This is a genomic window from Pseudoduganella sp. S-14 (assembly GCF_049913285.1).
GTDB lineage: Bacteria > Pseudomonadota > Gammaproteobacteria > Burkholderiales > Burkholderiaceae_D > Rugamonas.
Genome location: NZ_CP183991.1, coordinates 961,642 through 986,616 on the forward strand (window position 1 = coordinate 961,642; position 24,975 = coordinate 986,616).

The window sequence follows — 24,975 nt, forward strand, 5'->3', positions numbered from 1 at the left end:
CCAATCAGGCCAGCAGATCGTTCTCCGCGCGCGCCACTTCCTCGGCCGTGCCGCGCAGCACCACCACGTCGCCTGCCTCCAGCGTGGTGCCTGCATCTGCATGCAGCCGCACTGTACCGCGACGGATGGCGGAGATCTCGGCGCCGGTGTCATCCAGACCCAGGTCTTTCACGCATTTGCCGATGCAGGAAGCCTGCTCGCCCAGCGGCACCGAGTGCAGGCGCACCATTTCCGATTCGTCGCCGCTGTCGCTGGCGCCGTGGAAATAGCCGCGCAGCGAAGCGTAGCGCTCTTCGCGTGCGCGCTGCACGCGGTGCACCACGCGCCGCAGCGGCACGCCCAGCATCACCAGCGCGTGCGATGCCAGCATCAGCGAGCCTTCCATCAGTTCCGGCACCACTTCGGCAGCGCCGGCCTCCTTCAGGCGGTCCAGGTCCGAATCGTCGTGCGAGCGCACGATCACCGGCAGCTCCGGCGCCAGTTCGTGCACCAGGTGCAGCACCCGCAGCGCTGAAGGCGTGGAGGCGTAAGTGATCACCACCGCCGAAGCGCGCTTGATGCCGGCTGCCACCAGCGACTCGCGCCGCGCCGCGTCGCCGTAGGACACGTTGGCGCCGGCGGCCTGCGCCTCCTGCACCCGCAGCGGGTCCAGGTCCAGCGCCTGGTAGGGGATCTTCTCTTCGGTCAGCAAGGTCGCCAGCGACTGTCCCGAGCGGCCGAAGCCGGCCACGATCACGTGCTTCTGCGCCGACATCGTGCGCGCTGCGATATTGGTCAGGTTCAGCGACTGCATCATCCACTCGTTGGCGGAGAACTTCAGCACGATCTTGTCCGACTGCGCGATCAGGAAAGGCGCCAGCAGCATCGACAGCACCATCGAGGCCAGCACCACCTGCACCACGAAGGGGTCGACCAGCTTCATGCCGCCCACCACGTTCAGCAGCACGAAGCCGAATTCGCCGGCCTGCGCCAGCGCCAGGCCGGTGCGCATGGCAGTCGAGGTGGAGGCGCCGAACAGGCGCGCCAGGCCCGCGATCAGGGCAAACTTGAGCAGCACCGGCCCGGTCAGCAGCACCAATACCAGCCACCAGTTTTCCAGCACCACGCGCGCGTTCAGCAGCATGCCGACGGTGATGAAGAACAGGCCAAGCAGCACGTCGCGGAAGGGCTTGATGTCTTCTTCCACCTGGTGCTTGTACTCGGTCTCGGAGATCAGCATGCCGGCCACGAAAGCGCCCAGCGCCATCGACAGGCCGGCCTGCTCGGTGATCCAGGCCGCGCCCAGCGTCACCAGCAGCAGGTTGAGCATGAACAGCTCCTGTGAGCGGCGCAGCACGACAATGGTGAACCACCTGCGCATCACTTTCTGGCCGACGAACAGCAGCAGGAGCAGCACCACGGCCGCCTTCAGCCCGGCCAGGCCCAGGGTCTTGGGCAAGTCGGCCGGATTCTGCGCCAGGGCCGGGATCAGGATCAGCAGCGGCACCACCGCCAGGTCCTGGAACAGCAGGATGCCGATGATCTTGCGTCCATGCTCGCTCTCCAGCTCCAGGCGTTCCGTGAGCAATTTGACTACAATGGCGGTCGACGACATGGCCAGCGCGCCGCCCAGTGCGAACGAAGCTTGCCAGCCCAGCTGGATCGTGGGCGGCAGCAGGAAGTGGATGAGCCAGCCGAACAGCATGGTGGCGGCAATGGTGAGGCCGACCTGCGCCATGCCCAGCCCGAACACGATCGAGCGCATGGCCATCAGCTTGGGCAGGGAAAACTCCAGCCCGATCGAGAACATCAGGAACACCACCCCGAACTCGCCCAGCAACTCCGTCGCGTGGCTTTGCTCGGCCAGCCCCATGGCATGGGGGCCCAGCAGGATGCCGACCGCCAGATAGCCCAGCATCGGCGGCAGATGCATCATGCGGAAAGCGACTACGCCAAGGACGGCGCTGCCGAGGAGGAGGAGGGTCAGTTCAAGGGGGGAGAACATCCGTTGTTTGTTTTGTCTGGCAAGTTTTTTGCTTATCTAATTCGGCTATACTTCGGGCATGAGTTTAACCCATGAAAAAACAATGCTGAAATCTTTTGATGCCAAGACCGCAACACGTGCCCTGGAACTGGCGCGCGAGGCCCTGCAGATCGAAACGGACGCACTGGCAGCGCTGAATGCGCGCCTGGCCACCGACGAAACTGTGGGCCAGGCGGTGTCCTTGTTGCTGCAATGCAAGGGGCGCGTCGTGGTATCCGGCATCGGCAAGTCCGGCCACATCGGCCGCAAGATTGCGGCGACGCTGGCCTCGACCGGCACCCCGGCCCTGTTCGTGCACCCGGCCGAAGCGGCGCACGGCGACCTGGGCATGGTGACGCCGCAAGACGTGGTGATCGCTATTTCGTATTCCGGCGAAGCAGCCGAACTGATGGCGATCCTGCCCGTGGTCAAGCGCATGGGCGGCCACGTGATTGCCATGACCGGCAAGCCTGCGTCGAGCCTGGCCAAGCTGGCCGACGTGCACCTGGACGTGTCCGTGGCCAAGGAGGCATGCCCGATGAACCTGGCGCCGACCGCTTCCACCACCGTCACGCTGGCGCTGGGCGATGCGATCGCGGTGGCGCTGCTGGACCTGCGCGGCTTCAAGGAAGAAGATTTTGCGCGTTCCCACCCTGGCGGCGCCCTCGGCCGCCGCTTGCTGACGCATGTGCGCGACATCATGCGCAAGGATGGCGCCATCCCGGCCGTGGGCCTGGAAACGCGGCTGCCCGATGCGCTGCTGGAAATCACCCAGAAGGGCATGGGCATGACCGCCATCGTCGACGCGGCCAACAAGCCGGTCGGCGTCTTCACCGACGGCGACCTGCGCCGCATGATCGAAAAAGTCCAGGACTTCAACAAGGTCGTCATCAAGGACGTGATGCACCTGAACCCGCGCACCATCGGCCCCGACCAGCTGGCGGTCGATGCCGTGGCGGTGATGGAAGAATTCCGCATCAACCAGATGCTGGTGGTGGATGCCGACGGCATGCTGGTTGGCGCGCTGCACATCCACGACCTGACCCGCGCCAAGGTGATCTGATGACGCTCGAACGCGAAGACCTCTTAGCTCGTGCAGCCAAGGTGCGCCTGTTCATCTTCGACGTGGACGGTGTGCTGACCGACGGCAGCCTGACTTATGGCGCCGACGGTGAAATGGTCAAGACTTTCAATGTGCACGACGGCCTGGGCATCAAGCTGCTGCAGGAAGCGGGCATCAAGACCGCGATCATCAGCGCCCGGCGCACGCCGATCGTGCTGGCACGCGCCAGGGACCTGGGCATCGATTACGTACACCAGGGCGGCCACGACAAGCTGACCCCGTTCAAGGCCTTGCTGGCCGATCTGGGGCTGGCGGAAGAGCAGGTTGCCTTCATCGGCGACGACGTGGTGGACCTGCCGCTGTTGAGCCGTGTGGGCTTTGCGGTCAGCGTGCCGAATGGCCGCAAGGAGGCGCACGATCGCTCCCACTACATTACCGAAGCTGCGGGCGGCCGCGGCGCGGTGCGCGAGGCCTGCGAATTCGTGCTGCGTGCCAGCGGCAGCTATGACCGCGTGATGGCCCAGTTCCTGGTGTAAGGGGCAAGCAATGCGTAACCAGAGGACCGCCCACCGCTTCCGCCTGTCGCTCGGCATGATCTTCGTGCTGCTGGCGGCGCTTGGCAGCTTCTACCTGATCGAGCTGCTGAACCGCGCGGACGAACAGATGCAGGCCGACAAGCGCATGAACGAGCCGGATTACATCATCCATAACTTCTCCTTCGTGCGCATGACGAAGGACGGCAAGCCAAGCTATATCATTGCCGGCGACAAGCTGACCCACCGCCCGATCGACGACTCGTCCGAGATCGACAATCCGCGCGTGCACAGCCTGGCCGGCGAGCAGCCGCCGATGGAGATCGTGGCGAATACGGCGCGCGTGGACGACACCAACAGCCGCGTCACCCTGAACGGCAGCGTGACGATCGACCGCGCGGCATCGCCGCAGTCGCAACTGCTGCACCTGGAATCGGACAAGCTGGTGATCTTCCCGGACGAAGACCGCATGGAAACCGACCATCCGGTGAAACTGCGGCTGGGGGATACGACTGCTGCGGCCAACAGCATGCGCGCCAATAATGCGACGCGCGAAATGCACCTGGCCGGCAACGGCACGCTGCAGATTCCGCCCAAGGCCGCAGACCAATAACTGAGGAATGAATATGAAACGACTACTCTTGTCGGCAGCCTTGCTGCTGGGAGTCGCCGCTCCGGCGCTGGCTGAGAAAGCCGACTCCTACAAGCCGACCAACATCAGCTACGGCTCGATGGACATCGACGACGTCAAGCAGGTCACCATCCTGCTGGGCGGCGTCAAGCTGACCCGCGGCACCCTGACCATGACGGCCGAGCGCGCCTACGTCAAGCAGACGCCGGAGGGTTTCCAGCAAGTGACGCTGTTTGGCGACGGCAAGAAAGCCACCTTCCGCCAGAAGCGCGACGGCGCCGGCGACCAGTGGGTGGAAGGCGATGCCGACCGCATCGAGTACGAGGAACAGGTTGAACTGGTGAAGATGTTCAACAAGGCTACCATCCGCCGCCTGGAAGGCGGCAAGCAGAACGATGAAGTGCAGGGTGAGTTCATTTCTTACGACAGCCGCAAGGAATTCTTCAGCGTGCGCAATTCGGCCAGCGGGGAAAGCAAGCCCGGCGGCGGTCGCGGCACCATGGTGATCCAGCCGACCCGTACCGAACCCCCAGCGACGCCGACGGAGAAGAAGTAAGCATGCAAGCAAATAACTGCGCCAGCACGCTGGTCGTGCGCGGCCTCCAGAAAACCTATGGCAAACGCCAGGTGGTGCACGACGTTTCGCTGCAAGTCGATTGCGGCGAAGTGGTCGGCCTGCTGGGTCCCAACGGTGCCGGCAAGACGACCTCTTTCTACATGATCGTCGGCCTGGTGGCTTCCGATGGAGGCACCATCGATATCGGCGGCACCGACGTGTCGAGCCTGCCGATCCACAAGCGCGCCACGCTGGGCCTGTCCTACCTGCCGCAGGAAGCTTCGGTGTTCCGCAAGCTGACGGTGGAAGAAAACATCCGCGCCGTGCTGGAACTGCAGAAGGTGGACGGCAAGCCTCTGCCCAAGGCGGAAATCAACCAGCGCCTGGAATCGCTGCTGGCCGACTTGCAAATCGAAAAGCTGCGCGAGAACGCGGCCTTGTCGCTGTCCGGTGGCGAACGCCGCCGCGTGGAAATTGCGCGCGCCCTGGCCACCAACCCGCGCTTCGTGCTGCTGGACGAGCCATTTGCCGGCGTCGACCCGATCGCCGTGATCGAAATCCAACGTATTGTGCGTTTCCTGAAGGAGCGCAATATCGGTGTGCTGATCACCGACCATAATGTGCGTGAGACCCTCGGCATTTGCGACCGCGCCTACATCATCAACCAGGGCGCCGTGCTGGCCTCGGGCCGCCCGGACGACATCATTGCCAACGAATCCGTTCGTCGCGTCTACCTCGGCGAACACTTCCGCATGTAAGCGAAGGCCATGAAACAAACACTGCAACTGCGAACCTCGCAACACCTGGCGCTGACGCCGCAGCTGCAACAATCCATCCGCCTGCTGCAGCTGTCCACGCTGGAGCTGCACCAGGAGTTGGAACAGCTGCTTGGCGACAATCCCATGCTGGAGCGCCTTGACGACCCGCTCGACCACACGGTACGCCTGCTGGCCGATGGCGCCATCAGCCAGGGCAACGGCAATGGCGCCGAAGCTCCCGCCACGCCTTCGGCTGAAGGCCCGCAAGGCGAGGGCGGCGAAGCCCCGGCCGCTGCCGGCGAAAGCGATACCTATGAAGCCGGCGACCGTGAAGCCGGCAACGGCAGCGACGACGCCGACTGGAGCGCCAGCGCCGGCAGCAAATCCGCCGACGACGAAGACAGTCGCCCGCAACTGGAAGCTTCCGGCTGCACGCTGCGCGAACACCTGCTCGAGCAGATGCGCGTCACCGTGCAGGAGCCGCGCGACCGCGCGCTGATGGAACTGATCATCGATGCGCTGGACGAGAACGGCTACCTGGAAGAGCCGCTGGAAGAAATCCACGAGCGCCTGCCGCCCGAGCTGGAAATCGAACTGGACGACCTGCGTTGCAGCCTGGTGCTGCTGCAAAGCTTCGATCCGCCCGGCGTCGCCGCACGCAATGCCTCCGAATGCTTGGCGCTGCAGATCAGGCGCATGCCCGGCGTGCCGCTGGTGACGCGCCGCATGGCGCTGACCATCGTCGAGAAGCACCTGGCCTGGTTCGCCCAGCGCGAGTTCACCAAGCTGAAGAAAGCGCTCGACTGCGACGATGAAGACTTGCGCGAAGCGCAGTGCGTGATCCGCCAGTGCAACCCGCATCCGGGCGCCGAATTTGCGTCAGGCGAGTCAGACTACGTGGTGCCGGACGTGATTGTGAAAAAGGGCCGCGGCGGCTGGATCGTCACCCTGAATAACGACGTGGTGCCGCGCCTGCGGGTGAACGCGCTGTATGCCAACTTGCTCAAGCAAGGCAAGAGCGAGTCGCAGATGAATGGCCAGCTGCAGGAAGCCAAGTGGTTGATCAAGAATATGCGCCAGCGCTTCGACACGATCCTGCGCGTCGCGGAAGCGATAGTAGAAAGACAAAAGAACTTTTTCAGTCATGGCGCAGTGGCCATGAGACCCCTTGTGTTGCGTGAAATTGCTGATACACTGGGACTACACGAGAGCACTATTTCTCGCGTAACAACTCAAAAATATATGCTCACCCCACACGGCATGTTTGAGTTGAAATATTTCTTTGGTAGCCACGTCGCGACCGAAGCCGGGGGGGAGGCTTCCTCGACTGCGATACGGGCACTGATCGTGCAATTGACAGGAGCAGAAGACCCGAAAAATCCTTTATCCGACAGTAAGATTGCGGACATGCTGGGTGAACAAGGCATGGTGATTGCGCGACGGACTGTTGCCAAATATCGAGAAGCGTTGAAGATCCCTCCAGTTAGCCTCCGCAAATCCTTGTAGTGCAGTGCATGGGTTCCTCTGTGCGTTTCGGCGTACACGAACTCGAGAGCGACATCATCTTTAGGAGTGTGTATGAATCTCACCATCAGTGGACATCATGTCGAAGTGACCCCAGCCATTCGCGAGTACGTGCAGAACAAGCTGGAACGAGTCAAGCGCCATTTCGATCAAGTAATCGATATTGCTGTCATCCTGACCGTAGATAACCTCACCGAGAAAGAGAAACGCCAGAAAGCCGAAATCAACCTGCGCATGTCTGGCAAAACTGTTTACGTCGAAAGCCTGTCGCAGGATCTTTACGCCGCCATCGATACCCTGATTGATAAACTGGATCGCCAGGTCATGAAATACAAGGACCGTGTGCAGAACCACAGTCATGCGGCCATCAAGCATTTCCCGGATACGTATGAGGCACCACCCACCGCCATGTAAAGGACTGGCCGTGTAGCACACCAAAGGGCGCAATTGGCGCCCTTTTTTGCGACCAGTGTGCGTTAGAATATTTGCATGAGCGAACACGTACACACCCAACTCTCCAACGGTATCGGCTTCATCACGCTGGACCGCCCCAAAGCCCTCAATTCACTGTCCCTCGACATGGTGCGCGCGATGTCCCAGGCGCTGCTGGCATGGCGCGACGACGCGTCGGTGGCGGCGGTCGTGGTGCGCAGCAGCAGCGAACGCGCGCTGTGCGCAGGCGGCGATATCCGCTTCTTCCACGACGTCGGCCGCAGCAATACGCAAGGCGGTAGCGCGCTGCTGGAAGACTTCTTCACCGAAGAATATGCGCTGAACCATTTAATCCATTTCTATCCCAAGCCTTATGTGGCGCTGATGGATGGCGTGGTGATGGGCGGCGGCATGGGCATCGCGCAGGGCGGGCCGGCGTGCGGCGTGCGCATCGTCACGGGCCGTACCAGGATGGCGATGCCCGAGGTGAACATCGGCCTGTTTCCCGACGTGGGCGGCAGCCACTTCCTGTCGCATGCGCCGGGACAGCTTGGCATGTGGCTCGGCCTCACCGGGCTGACGGTCGGCGCCGCGGATGCGCTCTACCTCGACCTGGCCGACTTCTTCGTGCCGGAGACGGAACTGGCCGGACTGGCCAAGCTGTTCGAGTCGACGCCCGGCAATTCGTTGCGCGACGCTGTCGCAGTCTTCGCTGGCCCGCACAACGCCTTCGCCGGCGACAGCGAACTGGAAGCGCAGCGCGGCCTGATCGACCAGCATTTCTCGGCGGGCTCGGTACCCGCCATCATGGATTCGCTGCGAGGCGACAGCACGCCTTTCGCGCAGAAGTCGCTGAAGGCAATGGAAATGCGCTCGCCGCTGATGATGAGCGTGACCCACGAGCTGCTGAAGCGCGGCGCGTCGCTGGGCGTGTCCGACTGCTTGCGCATGGAGCGCAACCTGGTGCGCCGCAACTTCGAACACGGCGAGATTTTCGAAGGCGTGCGCGCGCTGGTGATCGACAAGGACAACCAGCCGCAGTGGAATCCTGCAACGCTGGCCGAAGTGACGCCCGCCATGGTGGAGCGCTTCTTCGAACCATGCTGGCCGGCCTGGGCGCACCCCTTGCGCCACCTCGCATGAGGGATCTGGACCGGATCGACCGGGGCATCCTGAATATCCTGCAAGAAGATGCCAGCACGCCGTTGCGCGAGATCGCGGAGCGCGTGCATTCGTCGGTCGCGACCTGCCAGCGCCGCATTGAAAGGCTGCGCAACGACGGCGTGCTGGTCAAGGCTGTCGCGCTGGTTGACCGCGCGCTCGCCGGGCGGCCGCTGACGGTATTCGTGTCGGTCGAACTGGAGAAGCAGAATACCGACATCCTCAAGCAGTTCGAACACCGCATGCGTTCCGAGCCCGAGGTGATGTCCTGCTACGAAGTGGCCGGCGAGTTCGACTTCCACCTGATCGTCACGGTGGAGTCGATGGAAGAGTACAGCGCCTTCACACGGCGCGTCTTCACCTCGCACCACAACGTCATCAACGTCAAGAGCCTGTTCGCGATGAACTGCTCCAAGTTCGAGACCAAGCTGACGCTGTAGTCATGGCTCGCAGCTGTAGCGCAAGCTGTCGTCCAGCGCGGGCGGCAGCACCAGCGTTTGGAACTTGCGGGCGTTGGCATCGGCGCACAGCTTGGCACGCGCTGTGGGATCGCTGCTGTATGGCGCAGCATACTCACTGATCCGTATCGTTTTTCAATGCAATGGACATTCCCCGGCGGTGCGCTTCGCTTGCCAGGAATCGGTTGTAACCGAGCTGCGTGGCGTCGTCGTCGGTGCCTACTACCCTGAACTTTGCATTCAATTTCTTCAGGACTTCGATTACCAGCCCAGGGTTTATTTCTTGAGCGAATAACGAGACAGGTTCCGTTGCCATCGTTTGAGTTTCCTTTGTGCAGTCGACCTTTACGCCAGTCGGTCGCGAGCGATGTCGTTGCGTATGGTATAGGCGGTCACCATCGTGGAAAGGCAGGGCAGCCAAACCCATAGGAGTTCAGATTTAATGACAGTCAAGCCGGCAGGGCCCAGGAAGCGCCCCATTGTCAATGGCGATACGCGGATAAACTGGACCGGGAAGAAATGCCGCTGATCGGAGAATGGCCACCAGATGGCTGCACCGAGGCCGCCGGTTGTCAGCATGTCGAGCAAGGGATGCGAAACGCAGGCAATCGACACGAACGCCATCGTCACCCATCGTTTCGCCTGCAGCCACGGCGCGGCAAGTGCCGCCAGCATTCCCAATGCAAGTGCAAACACGATCGAATGCGATGCGCCGCGGTGTCCGAGCTGGTTCGCGTATTCGATCCCGAGCTTGAAAGCGATGACGTCCATGTCAGGCACGATCGCCGCAACCATGCCTGCCAACAGCAGCCGGCGGGAAATGCGGTTTGGGCCAAGCACGACGCCGAGTGCCAGCGGAATCGCTGGATGGGTAAGGATAGTGGGCATGGTGCAGAGGAACTTAAATGGGAGGCTTGCTGTGGAAATCGACGTACAAGGCCTGCAGTTGCAATGGCAGCTTTTTCCAATATGCGGCGGCTTTCGCTGGCGGCACCTGCCAGAACAGGTTCTCCACAAACGAAACGTCGATGCAGCGCCTGACTTCTTCGCTGGCTGACGCGAATACATGCGCGATGAACAGGAAGGCTTCCGCACTTTCGGGGAGATAGGCCTCCCGTCTCATCTCATCGTTCAATGTGTTGGCGACGAATTGGAACCAGCCATAGGCATCTTGCTCCGAAGGCTGCTCGCCCCAGTCCTTGAGGTACTTGCGATCAGTCTTCTGGGCCAGGGTGGGGAAGCGTTCTCTGACTGCCAAATAGAAGGAGGCATTCGTCTCCATTACTCTTTGGGACAGTCGACCGGAGGCAACGGGCCGAATACGACCTCGGAATCAGCTGGGCCGGAAGTTTGCAGGATGTAGACGACCTTGGCTGCGCTGTCGACGTACATCATGTGGGCTCGCCCTCCTGGCAGCATGCCGGGTGAATTCAGCGTCATGTGGCGTGTGTCGCGCAAGTTCTCCGGCAGCTTCGGCACCGTAGGCCATTTTTCGCGGGTGCCGGAGGGCGACACGAAGCCGGCGTAGTGCGCAGCCGTGCAGCGCCAGATTGGTTCCGGCTCGGGAGGTGCAGCGCCCAGCGCTGCGGCAAGCAGTAATGAGATCGCCATATGCAGATGATAGATCAAAAATCGGCCGTCGATTTGTTTTTAATTGTTACCGGCGGCTGAGCTGCGGCCGGGCTGGAGGCGCGCCGCTTTCCATGCGGATGCGCAGTTCTCCGTCTTCCTTGATCAGGAGAACGGCGTAGGAATGGGACGTGGTCTCGCGGCCAGCCTGGTCGCTCCGCGCCACACCGCCGGTGACCATCACCGACTGGTCACCGAGTTTTTCGAATGCCAGGCCTTGCCAACGGAACGTGACGGGCGGCTTCCAGCTTTTTGCGTATTCGTTGGAAAGCTTGTCAAAGCCAATTTCTTCTTTCCATTCTCCGCCAATGAAAATGGTGCCGCGCCGGGAATAGCGGTTGGCCAGCGCCTTGCGATCGCCGGCGGTGAGGTCTTCTGCATAGGTGTCCATGAAGAAGTGCGCGAGATCGAGGATGTCGGTTGCCGCAGGATCCGCACAGGCGATCTTTGGCAGTGGGCCGAAGATCACGATGGAATCCCGCGTGCCGGCGGATTGCTCGACGTAAGCGTTGCCGGCTTTGACATCAACGTACATGACATGCGACTTGCCGCCGGCATAGGCGCCCGCTGTGTTGAGCAGCATGGACCTCTTGTTGCGCAAGTGTTCCGGCAAGGCCTTCAGCACGGGCCATTTGGCCGCGGCGCCGGATGGCGAAACGAAGGCGCCATAGTGCTGCGCCGTGCAGCGCCAGGCCGGATCGGGATCGACGGGCGCAGAACCGACAGCGGCTGCTGCCAGCAAGACGAGCAGGCTCATTTTTCCTTCAACTCCCTCATGCGTTGCGGGATCAGACCCATCTTGCTTTCAACGTTGAATTCATCGCAGCTGTCCGCAACTTTTTGTTCCTGGCCACCCTCTTTGGTGAAGTAAAGCTTCTCGCAATCGCAGCGCAGGCGAGCCTTGAGCTGCTTGCCCTGCTTGAGTTCTGCAGTCCAGCAGGAGTCGGCACAGCCGCAGGATTGGTAGCTCAGGACTTCGCCTGCACGCGGCCAGTCCAGATTGTATTTGGGGTGCTGTCCAGCTGCCTGCACCGCAGGAATCAGGACCAGCATCGCCAGAATGAGGATGGGAATTGATTTCTTCATATCGGCGAATGTTAGCATATCGATAAGTGAAAAAATTACTCACCGCTATAGATGTAATCGGGAAATTGTTTCGCCTGGACTGCCTAAGATGATCGCTCGTTGTTTGAAAGGAGAGCATCATGATTGACCACGTATCCATTGCCACCCGCGATCTGCCACGCGCGGTTGAATTCTACAAAGCCTGCCTGGAGCCGCTTGGCTACAGCGTGCAGCACGAAGACGAAGGCCAGGCCATCTTCGGCGCCGACGGCCACTGGGCCTTTGCAATCTATCCGGCGCAAGGCGACGCGCCGCTGGTGGGCCAGCGCGGGCACATTGCGATCAAGGCGCCATCGCAGCTGGCAACGCACGCCTTCCACGCCAACGCCATGGCGCAAGGCGCCGCTTCTTTGCGCAAGCCGGGCCTGCGGCCCGATGTCAACGCGCGCTATTTTGGGACGATGATCACCGATCCTGACCAGCATACGATCGAAGTGGTGCACTGGCTGGATTAATTTGGTGCACGGGGCCGGCCGGCGGCTGGCCCGCATCTTGCTGTAATGCTTGGGTCATCAAACTTCACCCAAGCGCTCATGCCCACCATACGCTCAGCCCACCCGGCCGATGCTGCTGCCATCGCTGCAATCTACAACCACTACGTTTCAACTACCACCATTACTTTCGAAGAGGCCGAAGTCGGTGTCGACGACATGGCCGGCCGCATCACGAAAGTGATTTCATCGAAGCTGCCCTGGCTGGTGCTGGAGCAGGATGGCAAGATCCTGGGCTACGCCTACGCCAGCAAATGGAAGGAGCGCTCCGCTTATCGCTTCTCGGTCGAAAGCTCCATCTACCTTCACCAGGAGGTGCGCGGCAAAGGCTTTGCGCGCAATTTGTACCAGCATTTGTTCAATCTGCTGCGCCAGAGCGGCGTGCATCTTGTGATCGGCGGCGTGGCGATGCCGAATGAAGCCAGCGTTGGCCTGCATGAGAAGATGGGCTTCCAGCCGGTCGGCGCGTTCAAGGAAGTCGGCCGCAAGTTTGGCCGGTGGGTCGACGTCAGCTACTGGCAGCTACGCCTGGAGTGATCAGGATTGCTCGCGGTGGCGCAGCACAACGGTTTCAGTCGGCGCGAAGTGACGCGCCAGGCGTTCGGCCATATACACTGAACGGTGCTGGCCGCCGGTGCAGCCGACGGCTACCGTCAGGTAGGAGCGGTTGTCGCGCTTGAAGTGCGGCAGCCATTTGGTGACGAAGCCCTTGATGTCCTGGAACATCTCTTCCGCGCTTTCCTGCGCATCGAGGAAGGCGATCACCGGTGCGTCGCGGCCGTTCAACGGACGCAAGGTGAGGTCGTAATACGGGTTGGGAATCGCGCGCACGTCGAACACGAAATCGGCGTCGAGCGGCACGCCGAGCTTGAAGGCGAACGATTCAAAGAACAGCGTCAATGGCGCGTTCTCGCTGTGCACCAGGTCCTTGACCCAGGCGCGCAGTTTGTTGGCACTCATTTCCGACGTATCGATCACGTGGCCAAGCTGCTGGATCGCGGACAGGCGCTCGCGTTCTTCGGCGATGCATTCGATCAGCGTGCGGCGGGCTGCAGGATTTTCGCCAGGAGCCAGCTCGTGCGACAGCGGGTGGCTGCGGCGGGTTTCGGAGAAGCGCGCCACCAGCGAGTGGGTATTCGCAGTGAGGAAGATCACCTTGACCTCGTGGCCGTCTTCTTTCAGCTTGCGGTATTCGCCGGGCAGGCTGGCAAGGCTGGAAGCGCTGCGTGCGTCGACCGCGACGGCCAATGCATCCGTTCCCTCGATTGCGAGGCGATTGATCAGGTCCGGCAGCAGGGCAGGCGGCAGGTTGTCGACGCAGTAGTAGCCGATGTCTTCAAGGACATTCAGCGCAACGGATTTGCCGGAGCCGGAGATGCCGGTGAGTAGGATGATTCGCATGTGACCGATAGTACCATTAGTCCGTATCAGTCGCCGGACATGGCCTGTCGTTGCCGCTCCATGAATTCCTGCAGCGTGTCGATTCCGCGCAGTTGCAGGATCGTGTTGCGAACCGCAGCTTCCAGCAGCACCGCGATGTTGCGGCCGGCTGCAACGGGAATCACGACCTTGCGGATCGGAAGTCCCAGCACGTCTTCGGTCGGGAACTGGAACGGCAGGCGTTCCACCTCTTCTTCCAGCGCTGAACGGCGCACCAGGTGCACGATCAGCTTCAGGCGCATCTTGCGGCGCACGGCAGTCTCGCCGAAGATCGCCTTGATATCGAGCAGGCCCAGGCCACGCACTTCCAGCAGGTTTTGCAGCAGTGGCGGACAGCGGCCTTCGATCATGTTGGGAGCGATGCGCGCGAATTCCACCGCATCGTCGGCCACCAGTCCGTGCGAACGTGAAATCAATTCAAGTCCCAGCTCGGATTTGCCGAGGCCGGAGTCGCCGGTAATCAGCACGCCCACCCCCAGCACGTCCATGAACACGCCGTGCATGATGATGCGTTGCGCCAGCTTTTTCGACAGGTAGACGCGCAGGAAGTCGATCACCTGCGCTGCAGGCAGCGGCGTGGAGAACAGCGGGATATTCTTTTCGTCGCAAATCGCCAGGATGTCAGGCGGGGTCTCGAGCCCTTGGGCGATGATCAGCGCCGGCGGGCCGCCTGCGATCAGTTCACCGATCACATGGGCGCGCGTCAGCGATTTGAGGCGCTGGTAGTAATTGATTTCCTGGTGGCCGAACACCTGGATGCGTCCAGGGTGAATCGTATTCAAGTGGCCAACCTGGTCGGCCGCCGAAGCGACGTCGCCGGAGATCAGGCGCTCGCCGCCTGGAAAGCCGGCGAACCAGCCCAGTTGCAGGGTTTCGCGATTGTCGTCGTACAGTCTCTGGATCGTCAGCGGCGTTTGCAGCATGTTCAACCTGCCGCTTGCAGGCTAGGCTGCCAGTTGACGATGCGGCTGTAGACCGATTTCGGGTCCGGGTCTTCCGTCAGTGCCTGGCGGAAGGCGTCGTCCGAGAACATTTCTGCGATCTCGGACAGGATTTCGAGGTGCTGCTGCGTCACGTGGTCGGGGATGAGCAGGAAGAACAGCAGGTTCACAGGTTTGCCGTCCGGAGATTCAAAAGGAATCGGTTCGGCCAGGCGGACGAAGGCGGCCAGCGGTGCCTTCAGGCTCTTGGAACCCTTGATGCGCCCGTGCGGCACAGCGACGCCGTGGCCGAGGCCGGTGGAGCCCAGGCGCTCACGCGCGAACAGGTTGTCCGATACGGTGGAGCGAGCGATGCCGCAGTTGTTCTCGAAGATCAGGCCGGCTTGCTCGAAAGCGCGCTTTTTGCTGGAGACTTCCAGGTCGAGCTGGACGTTCTCTAGCGAAAGGATTTTGCTCAGGTTATTCATGACGCGACATTGATGTGCTTTGCGAGCGCATTATAGGCCTCTTTCTCAGCCGTGTAACTCGAATTTCACGCAATGTTTCTACGTGGAAAAATCCCTTACTGGCGGGCGTTGCGCAAATTGGACGGCCGCTGTGCACTACTAAAGTTGGTGCGCCATGGGTTGATATCAAGGCCGCCTCGGCGGGTATACCGTGCATACACCGTCAAGTGCTGCGGCTTGCACTGGCGCAGGATGTCCGTGAAGATGCGCTCGACGCACTGCTCGTGGAATTCATTATGCTCGCGGAAGCCGATCAGGTATTTGAGCAGGCTTTCCTGGTCGATCTGCGGCCCGTAGTAGCTGATTTGCACGCTGCCCCAGTCGGGTTGGCCAGTGACCAGGCAATTTGACTTCAGCAAATGCGAGACGAGGGTCTCCTCTACTGGCAGCTCCTCGAAGTTGGCTTTCAGTGTGTGCGGCTGAGGGGAGTAGTTGTCGACGTCGATGTCGAGGCGGTCCAGCAACTGGCCTTCCAGCTCGCCCATTTCCAGTTTTTGGAAGTCCTCCTGCATGGTCAGGGTGACATGCACGCTGGCGCCGGCGGCGGCGGACAAGTCTTGCTGCAGCAGCATTTTCAGCGCGTCGGGGCCGGCCAGTTTGGTCTGGTTGAAGGAATTGAGGTAAAGCTTGAAAGATTTGGATTCGATCAAGTTTGGCGAATCGGCAGGGATGGTGAAGCGGGCCACCGCCACTTGCGGCTTGCCGCGCATGTTCAGCCAGGACAGCTCGTAGCCGTTCCAGATGTCCACTCCGAAGAAGGGCAGGGTGCCTTTCAGTCCCAGTTCGTCACGCTTGCCCTGGCGCGGGATGGGGAACAGGAGTTCCGGCGCGTAGTCGGTGCGGTAGGCGGAGGTTTTGCCGAGGGGGGAATGTTCGGGGAGGTTGGACATGGCGTGCTGGCTTTTCTTGATACGGCCTGCCAGTTTACCAAAAACCGGTAAATCCGGGTCTGACCCAAGGGTCAGACCCCCAACGGTTTCGAAGCCGTGAGGTGGGTTCGAGGACTTTGACTTTCGACGAAGATCAAGAGCGCACAACCAGCACCGTTGGCCGCGCTGCAGATAGGGTCTGACCCTCGGGTCAGACCCAGGCTTACCGGTTTCAGAGGAACAGCTTATACACCGGATTCTGCGACTCATCCCAATAGCGATACCCCAGCGTCGCCAGGAATTGCGCAAACTTATCCATATCCTGCGGCGGCACCTGCAAGCCAATCAGAATCCGCCCCACGTCGCCGCCCTGCGAGCGGTAATGGCACAAGGAGATATTCCACTCCGGCGCCATCGAATCGAGGAAGCGCATCAGCGCCCCCGGCCGCTCAGGGAATTCAAAGCGATACAGCAATTCATCCTTGGCCAGCACGCTCTTGCCGCCGACCAGGTGGCGCAGGTGCGACTTGGCCAGTTCGTCATGGGTCAAATCCAGCGTCTTGAAGTTGTTCTCCTCAAAGCGCCGCGCAATCGACGAAGACTCGCTGCGATCGGCAATCTGCACGCCGACGAACACGTGCGCCTGCTCCTGGTCGCTTATCCGGTAGTTGAATTCCGTCACATTGCGCGGGCCAACCAGGCTGCAGAAGCGCTTGAACGAGCCGCGCTGCTCCGGCATGGTGACGGCAAACACGGCTTCGCGCGACTCACCGAGTTCGGCGCGTTCCGCCACGAAGCGCAGGCGGTCGAAGTTCATGTTGGCGCCGCTGCAGATGGTCACCAGCGTCTCGCCCTGCACCGGATATTTGCCCATTTCCGAGCGTTCGACATAAGCCTTGGCGCCGGCTACGGCCAGCGCGCCGGAAGGCTCCAGGATCGAGCGCGTATCGGTGAACACGTCCTTGATCGCCGCGCAGATCGCATCGGTATCGACCACGATCACTTCATCGACGAATTGCTGTGCGAGGCGGAAGGTTTCTTCGCCAACCAGGCGCACCGCGGTACCGTCGGCAAACAGGCCCACGTCGGACAAGGTCACCCGCTCTCCAGCCTTGACCGAGCGGCCCATCGCATCCGAATCCATGGTTTGCACGCCGATGATCTTGATATCCGGGCGAAGCTGCTTCACATAGGCTGCGACACCGGCAATCAGGCCGCCGCCGCCGATCGGCACGAAGATCGCGTGGATGGGGCCGGAATGCTGGCGCAGGATTTCCATGGCAATCGTGCCCTGGCCGGCGATCACTTCCGGATCGTCGAACGGGTGCACGAAAGTCAGCTTCTGCTCTTTCTCAAGCTGCAGGGCGTGGTTGTAGGCGTCCGTATAGGACTCGCCGTGCAGCACAACCTCCACGCTGGCGCCGCCGCGGCGGCGCACGGATTCAATTTTCAGCAGCGGGGTGGTGGCCGGCATGACGATGAGCGCTCGGCAACCGAGTTTGGCTGCGGAGAGGGCGACGCCCTGCGCGTGGTTGCCGGCGGAGGCGCAAATGACGCCGCGCTTCAATTGCGCGTCGCTCAGATTCGCCATCTTGTTGTAAGCGCCGCGTACCTTGAAGCTAAAGACGTCCTGCATGTCCTCGCGCTTGAAGTAAATCTGATTGCCAATTCGTTGCGAGAGAATCGGTGCCAGTTCGAGCGGAGTTTCATGGGCCACGTCGTAGACGCGGGAAGTCAGGATTTTCTTCAGGTAGTCGATAGTCATGATTTGCAAAAGTAAAGGTGTGGTGCAAAGACTGACAACGGCGGGTAACCGAAGGGGATGCACGCCTGCCATGCGGGTATGCGGGTGGCAGGTTGTCTAACGTGCTTTGTGCTTGGTACGGATGATTATAATTGACCCATGATTGAAAACGCTATTCGCTGGTTGCTCGACCTTATTGCAGCGCCAGAAGTGGGGCTGACATCCGTCTTTATCATCAGTTTCGTCTCTGCTACGCTGGTGCCCCTGGGCTCGGAGCCTGCTGTCTTTGCCGTCTGTAAAGCCAACCCCGAACTGTTCTGGCCGGCCATTGCGGTCGCCACCGTCGGCAACACGCTGGGCGGGATCGCTGACTACTGGATCGGTTATTACGCGAAGAAGGCCTTTACCAAGGAACGTTCGAGCCGCTGGTTCGGCTGGCTTGCGCACTATGGGGCCAAGACCATGCTGCTGTCCTGGGTGCCGGGGATTGGCGACCCCCTGTGCACCCTGGGCGGCTGGCTGAAGCTGCCGTTCTGGTCGTCGGTCATGTACATGGCGATCGGCAAACTGGCGCGCTACCTGACGATGACCTCGCTGCTGCTGTATGTGCCGGATGGCTTCTGGCGCTCGCTGGCCCACGCTCTCGGCGGATAAACATTCCGCATAGCAGCAAGGATGCAAAACTTCGGCACCGCAGTGCGGGTCTATGGAAAATTAACGGCGGAATTTTTCATTTATTTCGATACAATATTCCGCAGATTGACGTTAACGGAACCCCGTTGACCTCTAAGGCTGTTTCCATCTTGTGCGCCGCAATAAGATAGAATGGCCTGTCCCAGCGTCAGCCCCCCGTCCACGCAATATGAACGCACCAGCTCAAATCCAGGCACTGCTCGCCGAATCGCCCGATGGTCACGCCCATGCCCGCTTGCGGGAAATTCCGTACAACTACACCTCCTTCTCCGATCGCGAGATCGTGATTCGCCTGCTGGGCGAAGAATCCTGGGCGTTGTTGGACGAACTGCGGGCATCCCGCCAGACAGGCCGTTCCGCACGCATGCTGTACGAAGTGCTGGGTGATATCTGGGTCGTGCGCCGCAACCCTTACCTGCAGGATGACCTGCTGGACAACCCGAAGCGCCGCCAGGCCCTGATCGACGCGCTGCACCACCGCCTGTCGGAAGTCGACAAGCGCCGCAACACCGTTGACGCGGTGGCCGATGCCGAATCGCAGAAGCGCAGCGGCAACGTGGAAAAGCTGTTGCGCGCCGCCAGCAAGGCGGTGGCCGACTTCGGCGAGGAATTCCGCCAGATGTACGACCTGCGCAAGCGTACGCTGAAGGTGCTGGGCAAGTACACCGAGAAGCACAATATCTGCTTCGATGGCATGAAGCGCATCAGCCACGTGACCGATGCGACCGACTGGCGCGTCGAGTATCCATTCGTGGTGCTGACGCCGGACAGCGAAGACGAAATGGCCGGCCTGGTGAAAGGTTGTATCGAACTTGGCCTGACCATTATCCCGCGCGGCGGCGGCACCGGCTACACCGGCGGCGCCATTCCGCTGACGCCGCTGTCGGCCGTGATCAACACCGAAAAGCTGCTCAAGCTGGGCGCCGTTGAAATGAAGGTGCTGCCGGGCCTGGACCGCGAATACGCGACCGTGCATTCGGAAGCGGGCGTCATCACCAACAAGGTCAGCGAGGCGGCCGAGAAGGCGGGCTTCGTGTTCGCCGTCGATCCGACTTCGGCCCACGCGTCCTGCATCGGTGGCAATATCGCGATGAATGCGGGCGGCAAGAAGGCCGTGCTGTGGGGGACCGCGCTGGATAACCTGGCGTCGTGGCGCATGGTCGACCCGAACGGCGACTGGCTGGAAGTCACGCGCCTGGACCACAACCTGTCCAAGATCCACGACACGCCGCTCGCGCGCTTCAAGCTGGAATGGACGCATCCGAATTCGCGCGGCGAAGCCAAGGGCGAACCGTTCAAGACCGAGATCCTGGAAATCGAAGGCCGCAAGTTCCGCAAGGAAGGCCTGGGCAAGGACGTCACCGACAAGTTCCTGGCTGGCCTGCCGGGCGTGCAGAAAGAGGGCACGGATGGCCTGATCACCTCGGCGCGCTGGATCCTGCACAAGATGCCGAAGTTCACGCGCACGGTCTGCCTGGAGTTCTTCGGCCAGGCGCGCGACGCGATTCCTTCGATCGTGGAGATCAAGGATTACCTGGACGGCCTGCCGGCACAGGGCGAACAGTTCAAGACCATCCGCCTCGCCGGCCTGGAGCACCTGGACGAGCGCTACCTGCGCGCCGTCGGCTACGCGACCAAGTCCAAGCGCGGCGTGTTGCCGAAGATGGCGCTGTTCGGCGACATCGTCGGAGACGATGAAGACGCGGTGGCGCTGGCCGCATCCGAAGTGGTACGGCTGGCGAACACCCGCGTCGGCGAAGGCTTCGTGGCCGTGAGCCCGGAAGCGCGCAAGAAATTCTGGCTGGACCGTGCCCGCACCGCGGCAATCGCAAAACACACCAACGCCTTCAAGATCAATGAAGACGTGGTGATTCCGCTGAACCGCATGGGCGAATACACCGACGGCATCGAGCGCATCAACATCGAACTGTCGATCAAGAACAAGCTGCAACTGGCTCAAGAATTACGCGAATTCCTCGCTGCCGACAAGCTCCCGATCGGCAAGAGCGACGACGCCACCGACGACAAGGTCGGCTATGCGGAAATGCTGGGCGACCGCCAGGCGCAGGCGCTGGCGCTGGTGGACCAGGTGCATGCACGCTGGACCTTCATCCTCGCCAACCTGGACAAGCCGCTGGCGGAAGTGCGCGGCGACCTGCTGGCGCTGGGCCTGGAGCATCTGGCCGGCGCGCTGGACGACCGCCTGCAGCATCAGCCGCAAGCGACCCTGTTCGACGTAGCGCAAGACCGCACCGTGCGCATCAGCTGGAAGCAGGAAATCCGCGCACAGCTGCGCCAGATCTTCAACGGCGGCGCCTACAAGCAGATCCTGGACGAAGCGCAGGCGATCCACAAGCGCGTGCTGCATGGCCGCGTCTTCGTGGCGCTGCACATGCATGCCGGCGACGGCAACGTGCACACCAACCTGCCGGTCAACTCGGACCATTACGAAATGCTGCAGGATGCGCACAAGGCCGTGGCGCGCATCATGAAGCTGGCCCGTTCGCTGAACGGCGTGATCTCGGGCGAACATGGCATCGGCATTACCAAGCTGGAATTCCTGACCGAAGATGAGATCGGCGAATTCCGCGAGTACAAAAAGCGCGTCGACCCGGAAGGCCGCTTCAACAAAGGCAAACTGCTCAACCTGCCGGGCATGGAAGCCACGCTGGAAAACGCCTACACGCCGTCCTTCGGCCTCATGGGCCACGAATCGCTGATCATGCAGCAAAGCGATATCGGCGACATCGCCAACAGCGTGAAGGACTGCCTGCGCTGCGGCAAGTGCAAGCCGGTGTGCTCGACCCACGTGCCGCGCGCCAATCTGCTGTATTCGCCGCGCGACAAGATCCTCGCCACCTCGTCGCTGATCGAAGCCTTCCTGTACGAAGAACAGACCCGCCGCGGCATTTCGATCCGCCACTGGGAAGAATTCGAAGACGTCAGCGACCACTGCACCGTGTGTCACAAGTGCGCCACGCCTTGCCCGGTCAATATCGACTTCGGCGACGTGTCGATGAACATGCGTAACCTGCTGCGCAAGATGAACAAGCGGTCGTTCAATCCGGGCAAGAAGGCGACCATGTTCTTCCTGAACGCGACCGACCCTGCGACCATCAACGCCACCCGCCAGACCATGATCGGCTGGGGCTACAAGGCGCAGCGCCTTGGGCATGAAGTGTTCAAGGCCGTGGCGCGCAAGCAGACCAAGGCGCCGCCGCCAACCGTCGGCAAGCCGGCCGTGCGCGAGCAGGTGATCCACTTCGTGAACAAGAAGATGCCGGGCAACCTGCCGAAGAAAACGGCGCGTGCGCTGCTGGACATCGAAGACAACAAGATGATCCCGATCATCCGCGATCCGAAGAAGACCAACGCCAATACCGAGGCGGTGTTCTACTTCCCGGGCTGCGGTTCGGAGCGCCTGTTCTCGCAGGTGGGCCTAGCGACCCAGGCCATGCTGTGGGAAGTGGGCGTGCAAACCGTGCTGCCACCGGGCTACCTGTGCTGCGGCTATCCGCAGCGCGGCGCGGGTGACTTCGACAAGGCCGAGAAGATGATGACGGATAACCGCGTCCTCTTCCACCGCATGGCGAATACGCTGAACTACCTCGATATCAAGACCGTGGTGGTGTCTTGCGGCACCTGCTACGACCAGCTGGCCACCTACGAGTTCGAGAAGATCTTCCCGGGCTGCCGCATCATGGACATCCACGAATTCCTGCTGGAGAAGGGCGTCAAGCTGGAAGGTGTCGAGGGTACCCGCTACATGTACCACGATCCTTGCCACACGCCAATGAAGCAGCAGGACCCGATCAAGACCGTGAATGCCCTGGTGTCGACCATCGACAACGTGAAGATCGAGAAGAACGACCGCTGCTGCGGCGAGTCCGGTTCGCTGGCGAATGCGCGTCCGGATATTTCGACCCAGGTCCGCTTCCGCAAGGAGCAGGAAATGGTGTCGGGCGCAGACAAGCTGCGTGCCGACGGCTTCCAGGGCGACGTCAAGATCCTGACTTCCTGCCCATCGTGCATGCAGGGCCTGAGCCGCTATAACGACGATTCGGGAACCACCGCCGATTACATCGTGATCGAAATCGCCAAGCATAAGCTGGGCGACAACTGGCTGGTGGATTACGTGGCGCGCGCCAATGATGGCGGCATCGAGAGGGTGCTGGTATGACGACGACTGCGAACTGCGACCTGTGCAAGCTGCTGGCCGGCTTCGACGCGGCGCCGGCCGGCGCGGCCAGCCAGCTGGTCTGGCGCGACGACCGCCTGGCTGTCGTCCTGGTCGACGAGCCTGGCTATCCGGGCTATACGCGCGTGGTGTGGCAGGACCATGTGCGCGAGATGACCGACCTGTCGCCGGAAGACCGCGACCACGTCATGTGGGCGGTGTGGGCGGTAGAGCAGGCGCAACGCACGACCATGGCGCCGCACAAGGTCAACGTGGCCAGCTTCGGCAATATGACGCCGCACGTGCACTGGCACGTGATCCCGCGCTACACTGACGATGCGCACTTCCCGAACCCGACCTGGGGCGCGAAGCAGCGCGAAGCCGATCCAGCCGCCGTGGCAGCACGTGCGGCTTTGCTGCCGGCCTTGCGCGCGGCGATTGTCCTGAACCTGAAATGAGCACTCCTACCGGCCTGACTGTCCACAGCAAATCGCGCTACCTCGAAGTTTCCTTCGACGATGGCGCGAGCTTCAATATTCCTTTCGAACTGCTGCGCGTGTATTCGCCGTCTGCGGAAGTGAAGGGCCATGGACCGGGCCAGGAAGTGCTGCAGGTCGGCAAGCGGGAGGTCGTCATGACCAACCTCGAGCCGGTCGGGAATTATGCCGTCAAGCCGACTTTCGACGATGGCCACAACTCCGGTCTCTACACCTGGGATTACCTGTACGATCTCGGCGCGCGCATGGAGCATCACTGGGCCGACTACCTGAAGCGCCTGGAAGCCGCCGGCTTCCCAGGTGATTCCGGCCGTGAACCCGGCACCGTCCTGCCCGGAGCCGCCAACAAGGCACACGGCTGCGGCCACCACCACTGAATTAGTCGCTGTCCAACCTCAGGCGGGTGATTGCCTGAAGAGCAATTTCGGAAGTGCAGAGGGTGCGGGTATGCGCCTGACAGGTGCGTGCGTAGGCGCTACGGGCTGGCGGGTCGGCCAGGGCGCAGAGGATGGAAGTGTCGAGGTAGGTCTTGCTGGGCATTGGGCCAGCTTACGCTTGGCCCGAATGCCTGCTTTCGGATACTTCAGGGAATGGCGGCATGTTGCCGCCACTGAAAGTGTGCTTAGTTGACCATCATTTTGCGGCGCTGGAACTCTTCGTAGCGCTGCTGCTCGCGTTCCCAGATGTAGCGGAATGCGGCGCGGGCTTCAGGAGTCAAACGGCGAATTGCCTCGACGTTGAAGGTCATTGGATGCGGCTCAGCGGACGCCAGGGCGCGCGATTGGGCGCGGGTGGCATCGATGAACTGCTTGGTGGCTTCGTCGATATCCGGGAAAAAAATGTCCGCGGGCAATTTTTGCTGAAGCTCCATCTGAAAATCTCCTTGTAAGACAAATCGTCTGAGCCATAAAACGACCCGTTGAGCATTCTGGTTGACAAGCTTCATCAAAATCTGTGCGTCACCCCACAAATGTATAATGCGGCAATTACAAGGCACCCTCAAATGACCAATACCACCCATTTCGGTTATAAAACCGTCAACGAAGACGACAAAGTCAAGGAAGTCGCCAAGGTCTTCCACTCCGTCGCCGCCAAGTACGACATCATGAACGACCTGCTGTCCGGCGGCCTGCACCGCATCTGGAAGGCTTTCACAATTGCTAACGCTGCCGTGCGGCCAGGCATGAAGGTGCTCGACATCGCGGGTGGCACTGGCGACCTGGCCAAGGCGTTTGCCAAGGCGGCTGGCTCAACTGGCGAGGTGTGGCTGACGGATATCAATGAGTCGATGCTGCGTGTCGGCCGTGATCGTCTCTTGAATAAGGGACTGGTTACCCCCACCTTGATTTGCGATGCGGAGAAGTTGCCGTTTCCGGATAACTACTTCGACCGTGTCAGCGTGGCGTTCGGCCTGCGCAATATGACGCACAAGGATGTTGCACTTTCTGAAATGCGTCGCGTGTTGAAGCCGGGCGGCAAATTGCTGGTGCTGGAATTCTCGAAAGTGGATCCGCTCTTGCAAAAACCATATGACTTTTATTCCTTCACGGTGTTGCCGTGGATGGGCCAGAAAGTGGCCAACGATTCGGAGAGCTATCGCTACCTGGCCGAATCGATCCGCATGCACCCGGACCAGGAAACGCTGAAGACCATGATGCAGGCTGCGGGTCTGGAGCGCGTGCAGTACTACAACCTGACGGCGGGTGTGGCCGCTTTACACACTGGCATCAAAATGTGAGACATCC

General features: G+C 61.3%; 29 protein-coding genes. 16 read left to right on the forward strand and 13 right to left on the reverse strand.

Going from position 1 to position 24,975, the window contains the following annotated elements; all coding sequences use genetic code 11:
• Positions 1 to 4: 4 nt before the first annotated feature.
• Entirely contained in the window at positions 5 to 1,984 is a 1,980-nt protein-coding gene (locus ACN9MZ_RS04435; protein WP_426341059.1) for a cation:proton antiporter, read from the reverse strand.
• 82 nt (positions 1,985 to 2,066) lie between these two features.
• Between ACN9MZ_RS04435 and ACN9MZ_RS04440 the strand changes: the two genes are divergently transcribed.
• The 9 genes from ACN9MZ_RS04440 to ACN9MZ_RS04480 all read left to right on the forward strand — a co-directional run bounded on the left by ACN9MZ_RS04440 (position 2,067) and on the right by ACN9MZ_RS04480 (position 9,100).
• The gene (locus tag ACN9MZ_RS04440) at positions 2,067 to 3,065 is read left to right on the forward strand and encodes a KpsF/GutQ family sugar-phosphate isomerase (RefSeq protein ID WP_426341060.1); all 999 of its coding nucleotides are present in this window, start codon (positions 2,067 to 2,069) and stop codon (positions 3,063 to 3,065) included.
• Positions 3,065 to 3,601, forward strand: coding sequence for a KdsC family phosphatase (locus ACN9MZ_RS04445; RefSeq protein ID WP_426341061.1), 537 nt, complete (start codon positions 3,065 to 3,067; stop codon positions 3,599 to 3,601). Before ACN9MZ_RS04440 ends, ACN9MZ_RS04445 begins: the two co-directional genes overlap by 1 nt.
• A gap of 10 nt (positions 3,602 to 3,611) precedes the next feature.
• On the forward strand, positions 3,612 to 4,211 hold the full coding sequence (gene lptC, locus ACN9MZ_RS04450; RefSeq protein WP_426341062.1) for an LPS export ABC transporter periplasmic protein LptC: 600 nt from the start codon (positions 3,612 to 3,614) through the stop codon (positions 4,209 to 4,211).
• A 13-nt stretch (positions 4,212 to 4,224) separates the two neighbouring features.
• Positions 4,225 to 4,785 carry a lipopolysaccharide transport periplasmic protein LptA gene (gene lptA / locus ACN9MZ_RS04455; RefSeq protein ID WP_426167893.1) on the forward strand — a complete coding sequence of 187 codons (561 nt, stop codon included), beginning with the start codon at positions 4,225 to 4,227 and terminating at the stop codon, positions 4,783 to 4,785.
• Positions 4,786 to 4,787: 2 nt separating this feature from the next.
• A complete protein-coding gene (lptB, locus tag ACN9MZ_RS04460) occupies positions 4,788 to 5,543 on the forward strand; it encodes an LPS export ABC transporter ATP-binding protein (protein ID WP_426341063.1) in 756 nt (251 codons plus the stop codon).
• A 9-nt stretch (positions 5,544 to 5,552) separates the two neighbouring features.
• Positions 5,553 to 7,049 (forward strand): RNA polymerase factor sigma-54, encoded by a 1,497-nt coding sequence (locus ACN9MZ_RS04465; protein WP_426341064.1) that lies wholly within the window; start codon positions 5,553 to 5,555, stop codon positions 7,047 to 7,049.
• A gap of 72 nt (positions 7,050 to 7,121) precedes the next feature.
• Positions 7,122 to 7,481 (forward strand): ribosome hibernation-promoting factor, HPF/YfiA family, encoded by a 360-nt coding sequence (gene hpf, locus ACN9MZ_RS04470; protein WP_426167899.1) that lies wholly within the window; start codon positions 7,122 to 7,124, stop codon positions 7,479 to 7,481.
• A gap of 75 nt (positions 7,482 to 7,556) precedes the next feature.
• A complete protein-coding gene (locus ACN9MZ_RS04475) occupies positions 7,557 to 8,642 on the forward strand; it encodes an enoyl-CoA hydratase/isomerase family protein (protein ID WP_426341065.1) in 1,086 nt (361 codons plus the stop codon).
• Positions 8,639 to 9,100: an Lrp/AsnC family transcriptional regulator gene (locus tag ACN9MZ_RS04480; RefSeq protein ID WP_426167903.1), complete on the forward strand. Its 462-nt coding sequence runs from the start codon at positions 8,639 to 8,641 to the stop codon at positions 9,098 to 9,100. The genes ACN9MZ_RS04475 and ACN9MZ_RS04480 overlap by 4 nt, the downstream gene beginning before the upstream one ends.
• Positions 9,101 to 9,233: 133 nt before the next feature.
• On the opposite strand, the gene ACN9MZ_RS04485 is transcribed toward ACN9MZ_RS04480, so the two are convergent.
• From ACN9MZ_RS04485 to ACN9MZ_RS04510, 6 genes are read right to left on the reverse strand one after another with little or no spacing between them, the layout of a single operon-like run.
• Entirely contained in the window at positions 9,234 to 9,434 is a 201-nt protein-coding gene (locus ACN9MZ_RS04485) for an endo alpha-1,4 polygalactosaminidase (protein WP_426341066.1), read from the reverse strand.
• Between the two features lie 29 nt (positions 9,435 to 9,463).
• Entirely contained in the window at positions 9,464 to 10,006 is a 543-nt protein-coding gene (locus ACN9MZ_RS04490) for a metal-dependent hydrolase (RefSeq protein WP_426341067.1), read from the reverse strand.
• Positions 10,007 to 10,019: 13 nt separating this feature from the next.
• Positions 10,020 to 10,400: a DUF7674 family protein gene (locus ACN9MZ_RS04495; RefSeq protein ID WP_426341068.1), complete on the reverse strand. Its 381-nt coding sequence runs from the start codon at positions 10,398 to 10,400 to the stop codon at positions 10,020 to 10,022.
• The gene (locus tag ACN9MZ_RS04500; RefSeq protein WP_426341069.1) at positions 10,400 to 10,729 is read right to left on the reverse strand and encodes a hypothetical protein; all 330 of its coding nucleotides are present in this window, start codon (positions 10,727 to 10,729) and stop codon (positions 10,400 to 10,402) included. The genes ACN9MZ_RS04495 and ACN9MZ_RS04500 overlap by 1 nt, the downstream gene beginning before the upstream one ends.
• A gap of 46 nt (positions 10,730 to 10,775) precedes the next feature.
• On the reverse strand, positions 10,776 to 11,504 hold the full coding sequence (locus tag ACN9MZ_RS04505) for a hypothetical protein (protein WP_426341070.1): 729 nt from the start codon (positions 11,502 to 11,504) through the stop codon (positions 10,776 to 10,778).
• Positions 11,501 to 11,833 (reverse strand): hypothetical protein, encoded by a 333-nt coding sequence (locus ACN9MZ_RS04510; RefSeq protein WP_426341071.1) that lies wholly within the window; start codon positions 11,831 to 11,833, stop codon positions 11,501 to 11,503. Before ACN9MZ_RS04510 ends, ACN9MZ_RS04505 begins: the two co-directional genes overlap by 4 nt.
• A gap of 119 nt (positions 11,834 to 11,952) precedes the next feature.
• Between ACN9MZ_RS04510 and ACN9MZ_RS04515 the strand changes: the two genes are divergently transcribed.
• Together ACN9MZ_RS04515 and ACN9MZ_RS04520 are read left to right on the forward strand one after the other, a co-directional pair.
• Positions 11,953 to 12,327 carry a VOC family protein gene (locus ACN9MZ_RS04515; protein ID WP_426341072.1) on the forward strand — a complete coding sequence of 125 codons (375 nt, stop codon included), beginning with the start codon at positions 11,953 to 11,955 and terminating at the stop codon, positions 12,325 to 12,327.
• A gap of 78 nt (positions 12,328 to 12,405) precedes the next feature.
• Entirely contained in the window at positions 12,406 to 12,900 is a 495-nt protein-coding gene (locus ACN9MZ_RS04520) for an arsinothricin resistance N-acetyltransferase ArsN1 family B (protein WP_426341073.1), read from the forward strand.
• On the opposite strand, the gene rapZ is transcribed toward ACN9MZ_RS04520, so the two are convergent.
• The 5 genes from rapZ to ilvA form a co-directional block, all read right to left on the reverse strand.
• Positions 12,901 to 13,764 carry an RNase adapter RapZ gene (gene rapZ / locus ACN9MZ_RS04525; protein WP_426341074.1) on the reverse strand — a complete coding sequence of 288 codons (864 nt, stop codon included), beginning with the start codon at positions 13,762 to 13,764 and terminating at the stop codon, positions 12,901 to 12,903.
• Positions 13,765 to 13,790: 26 nt separating this feature from the next.
• Positions 13,791 to 14,726: an HPr(Ser) kinase/phosphatase gene (gene hprK / locus ACN9MZ_RS04530; RefSeq protein WP_028101576.1), complete on the reverse strand. Its 936-nt coding sequence runs from the start codon at positions 14,724 to 14,726 to the stop codon at positions 13,791 to 13,793.
• A gap of 2 nt (positions 14,727 to 14,728) precedes the next feature.
• Complete coding sequence (locus tag ACN9MZ_RS04535; protein WP_028101575.1) at positions 14,729 to 15,211, reverse strand: PTS sugar transporter subunit IIA; 483 nt, start codon at positions 15,209 to 15,211, stop codon at positions 14,729 to 14,731.
• Between the two features lie 95 nt (positions 15,212 to 15,306).
• The gene (gene queF / locus ACN9MZ_RS04540; protein WP_426341075.1) at positions 15,307 to 16,140 is read right to left on the reverse strand and encodes an NADPH-dependent 7-cyano-7-deazaguanine reductase QueF; all 834 of its coding nucleotides are present in this window, start codon (positions 16,138 to 16,140) and stop codon (positions 15,307 to 15,309) included.
• Between the two features lie 211 nt (positions 16,141 to 16,351).
• Positions 16,352 to 17,884 (reverse strand): threonine ammonia-lyase, biosynthetic, encoded by a 1,533-nt coding sequence (gene ilvA, locus ACN9MZ_RS04545; protein ID WP_426341076.1) that lies wholly within the window; start codon positions 17,882 to 17,884, stop codon positions 16,352 to 16,354.
• Positions 17,885 to 18,022: 138 nt separating this feature from the next.
• Here ilvA and ACN9MZ_RS04550 point away from each other — a divergent pair, with 138 nt between their 5' ends.
• The 4 genes from ACN9MZ_RS04550 to ACN9MZ_RS04565 all read left to right on the forward strand — a co-directional run bounded on the left by ACN9MZ_RS04550 (position 18,023) and on the right by ACN9MZ_RS04565 (position 23,607).
• A complete protein-coding gene (locus ACN9MZ_RS04550) occupies positions 18,023 to 18,517 on the forward strand; it encodes a YqaA family protein (protein WP_426341077.1) in 495 nt (164 codons plus the stop codon).
• Positions 18,518 to 18,725: 208 nt separating this feature from the next.
• Positions 18,726 to 22,736: a DUF3683 domain-containing protein gene (locus tag ACN9MZ_RS04555; RefSeq protein ID WP_426341078.1), complete on the forward strand. Its 4,011-nt coding sequence runs from the start codon at positions 18,726 to 18,728 to the stop codon at positions 22,734 to 22,736.
• Entirely contained in the window at positions 22,733 to 23,191 is a 459-nt protein-coding gene (locus tag ACN9MZ_RS04560; protein WP_426341079.1) for an HIT family protein, read from the forward strand. The genes ACN9MZ_RS04555 and ACN9MZ_RS04560 overlap by 4 nt, the downstream gene beginning before the upstream one ends.
• The gene (locus ACN9MZ_RS04565) at positions 23,188 to 23,607 is read left to right on the forward strand and encodes a gamma-butyrobetaine hydroxylase-like domain-containing protein (protein WP_426341080.1); all 420 of its coding nucleotides are present in this window, start codon (positions 23,188 to 23,190) and stop codon (positions 23,605 to 23,607) included. Before ACN9MZ_RS04560 ends, ACN9MZ_RS04565 begins: the two co-directional genes overlap by 4 nt.
• A 245-nt stretch (positions 23,608 to 23,852) precedes the next feature.
• On the opposite strand, the gene ACN9MZ_RS04570 is transcribed toward ACN9MZ_RS04565, so the two are convergent.
• Positions 23,853 to 24,101, reverse strand: coding sequence for a hypothetical protein (locus ACN9MZ_RS04570; RefSeq protein ID WP_028101568.1), 249 nt, complete (start codon positions 24,099 to 24,101; stop codon positions 23,853 to 23,855).
• Positions 24,102 to 24,233: 132 nt separating this feature from the next.
• On the opposite strand from ACN9MZ_RS04570, the gene ubiE reads away from it, so the two are divergent.
• A complete protein-coding gene (gene ubiE, locus ACN9MZ_RS04575; protein WP_426167943.1) occupies positions 24,234 to 24,968 on the forward strand; it encodes a bifunctional demethylmenaquinone methyltransferase/2-methoxy-6-polyprenyl-1,4-benzoquinol methylase UbiE in 735 nt (244 codons plus the stop codon).
• The last annotated feature ends 7 nt before the right edge of the window (positions 24,969 to 24,975 follow it).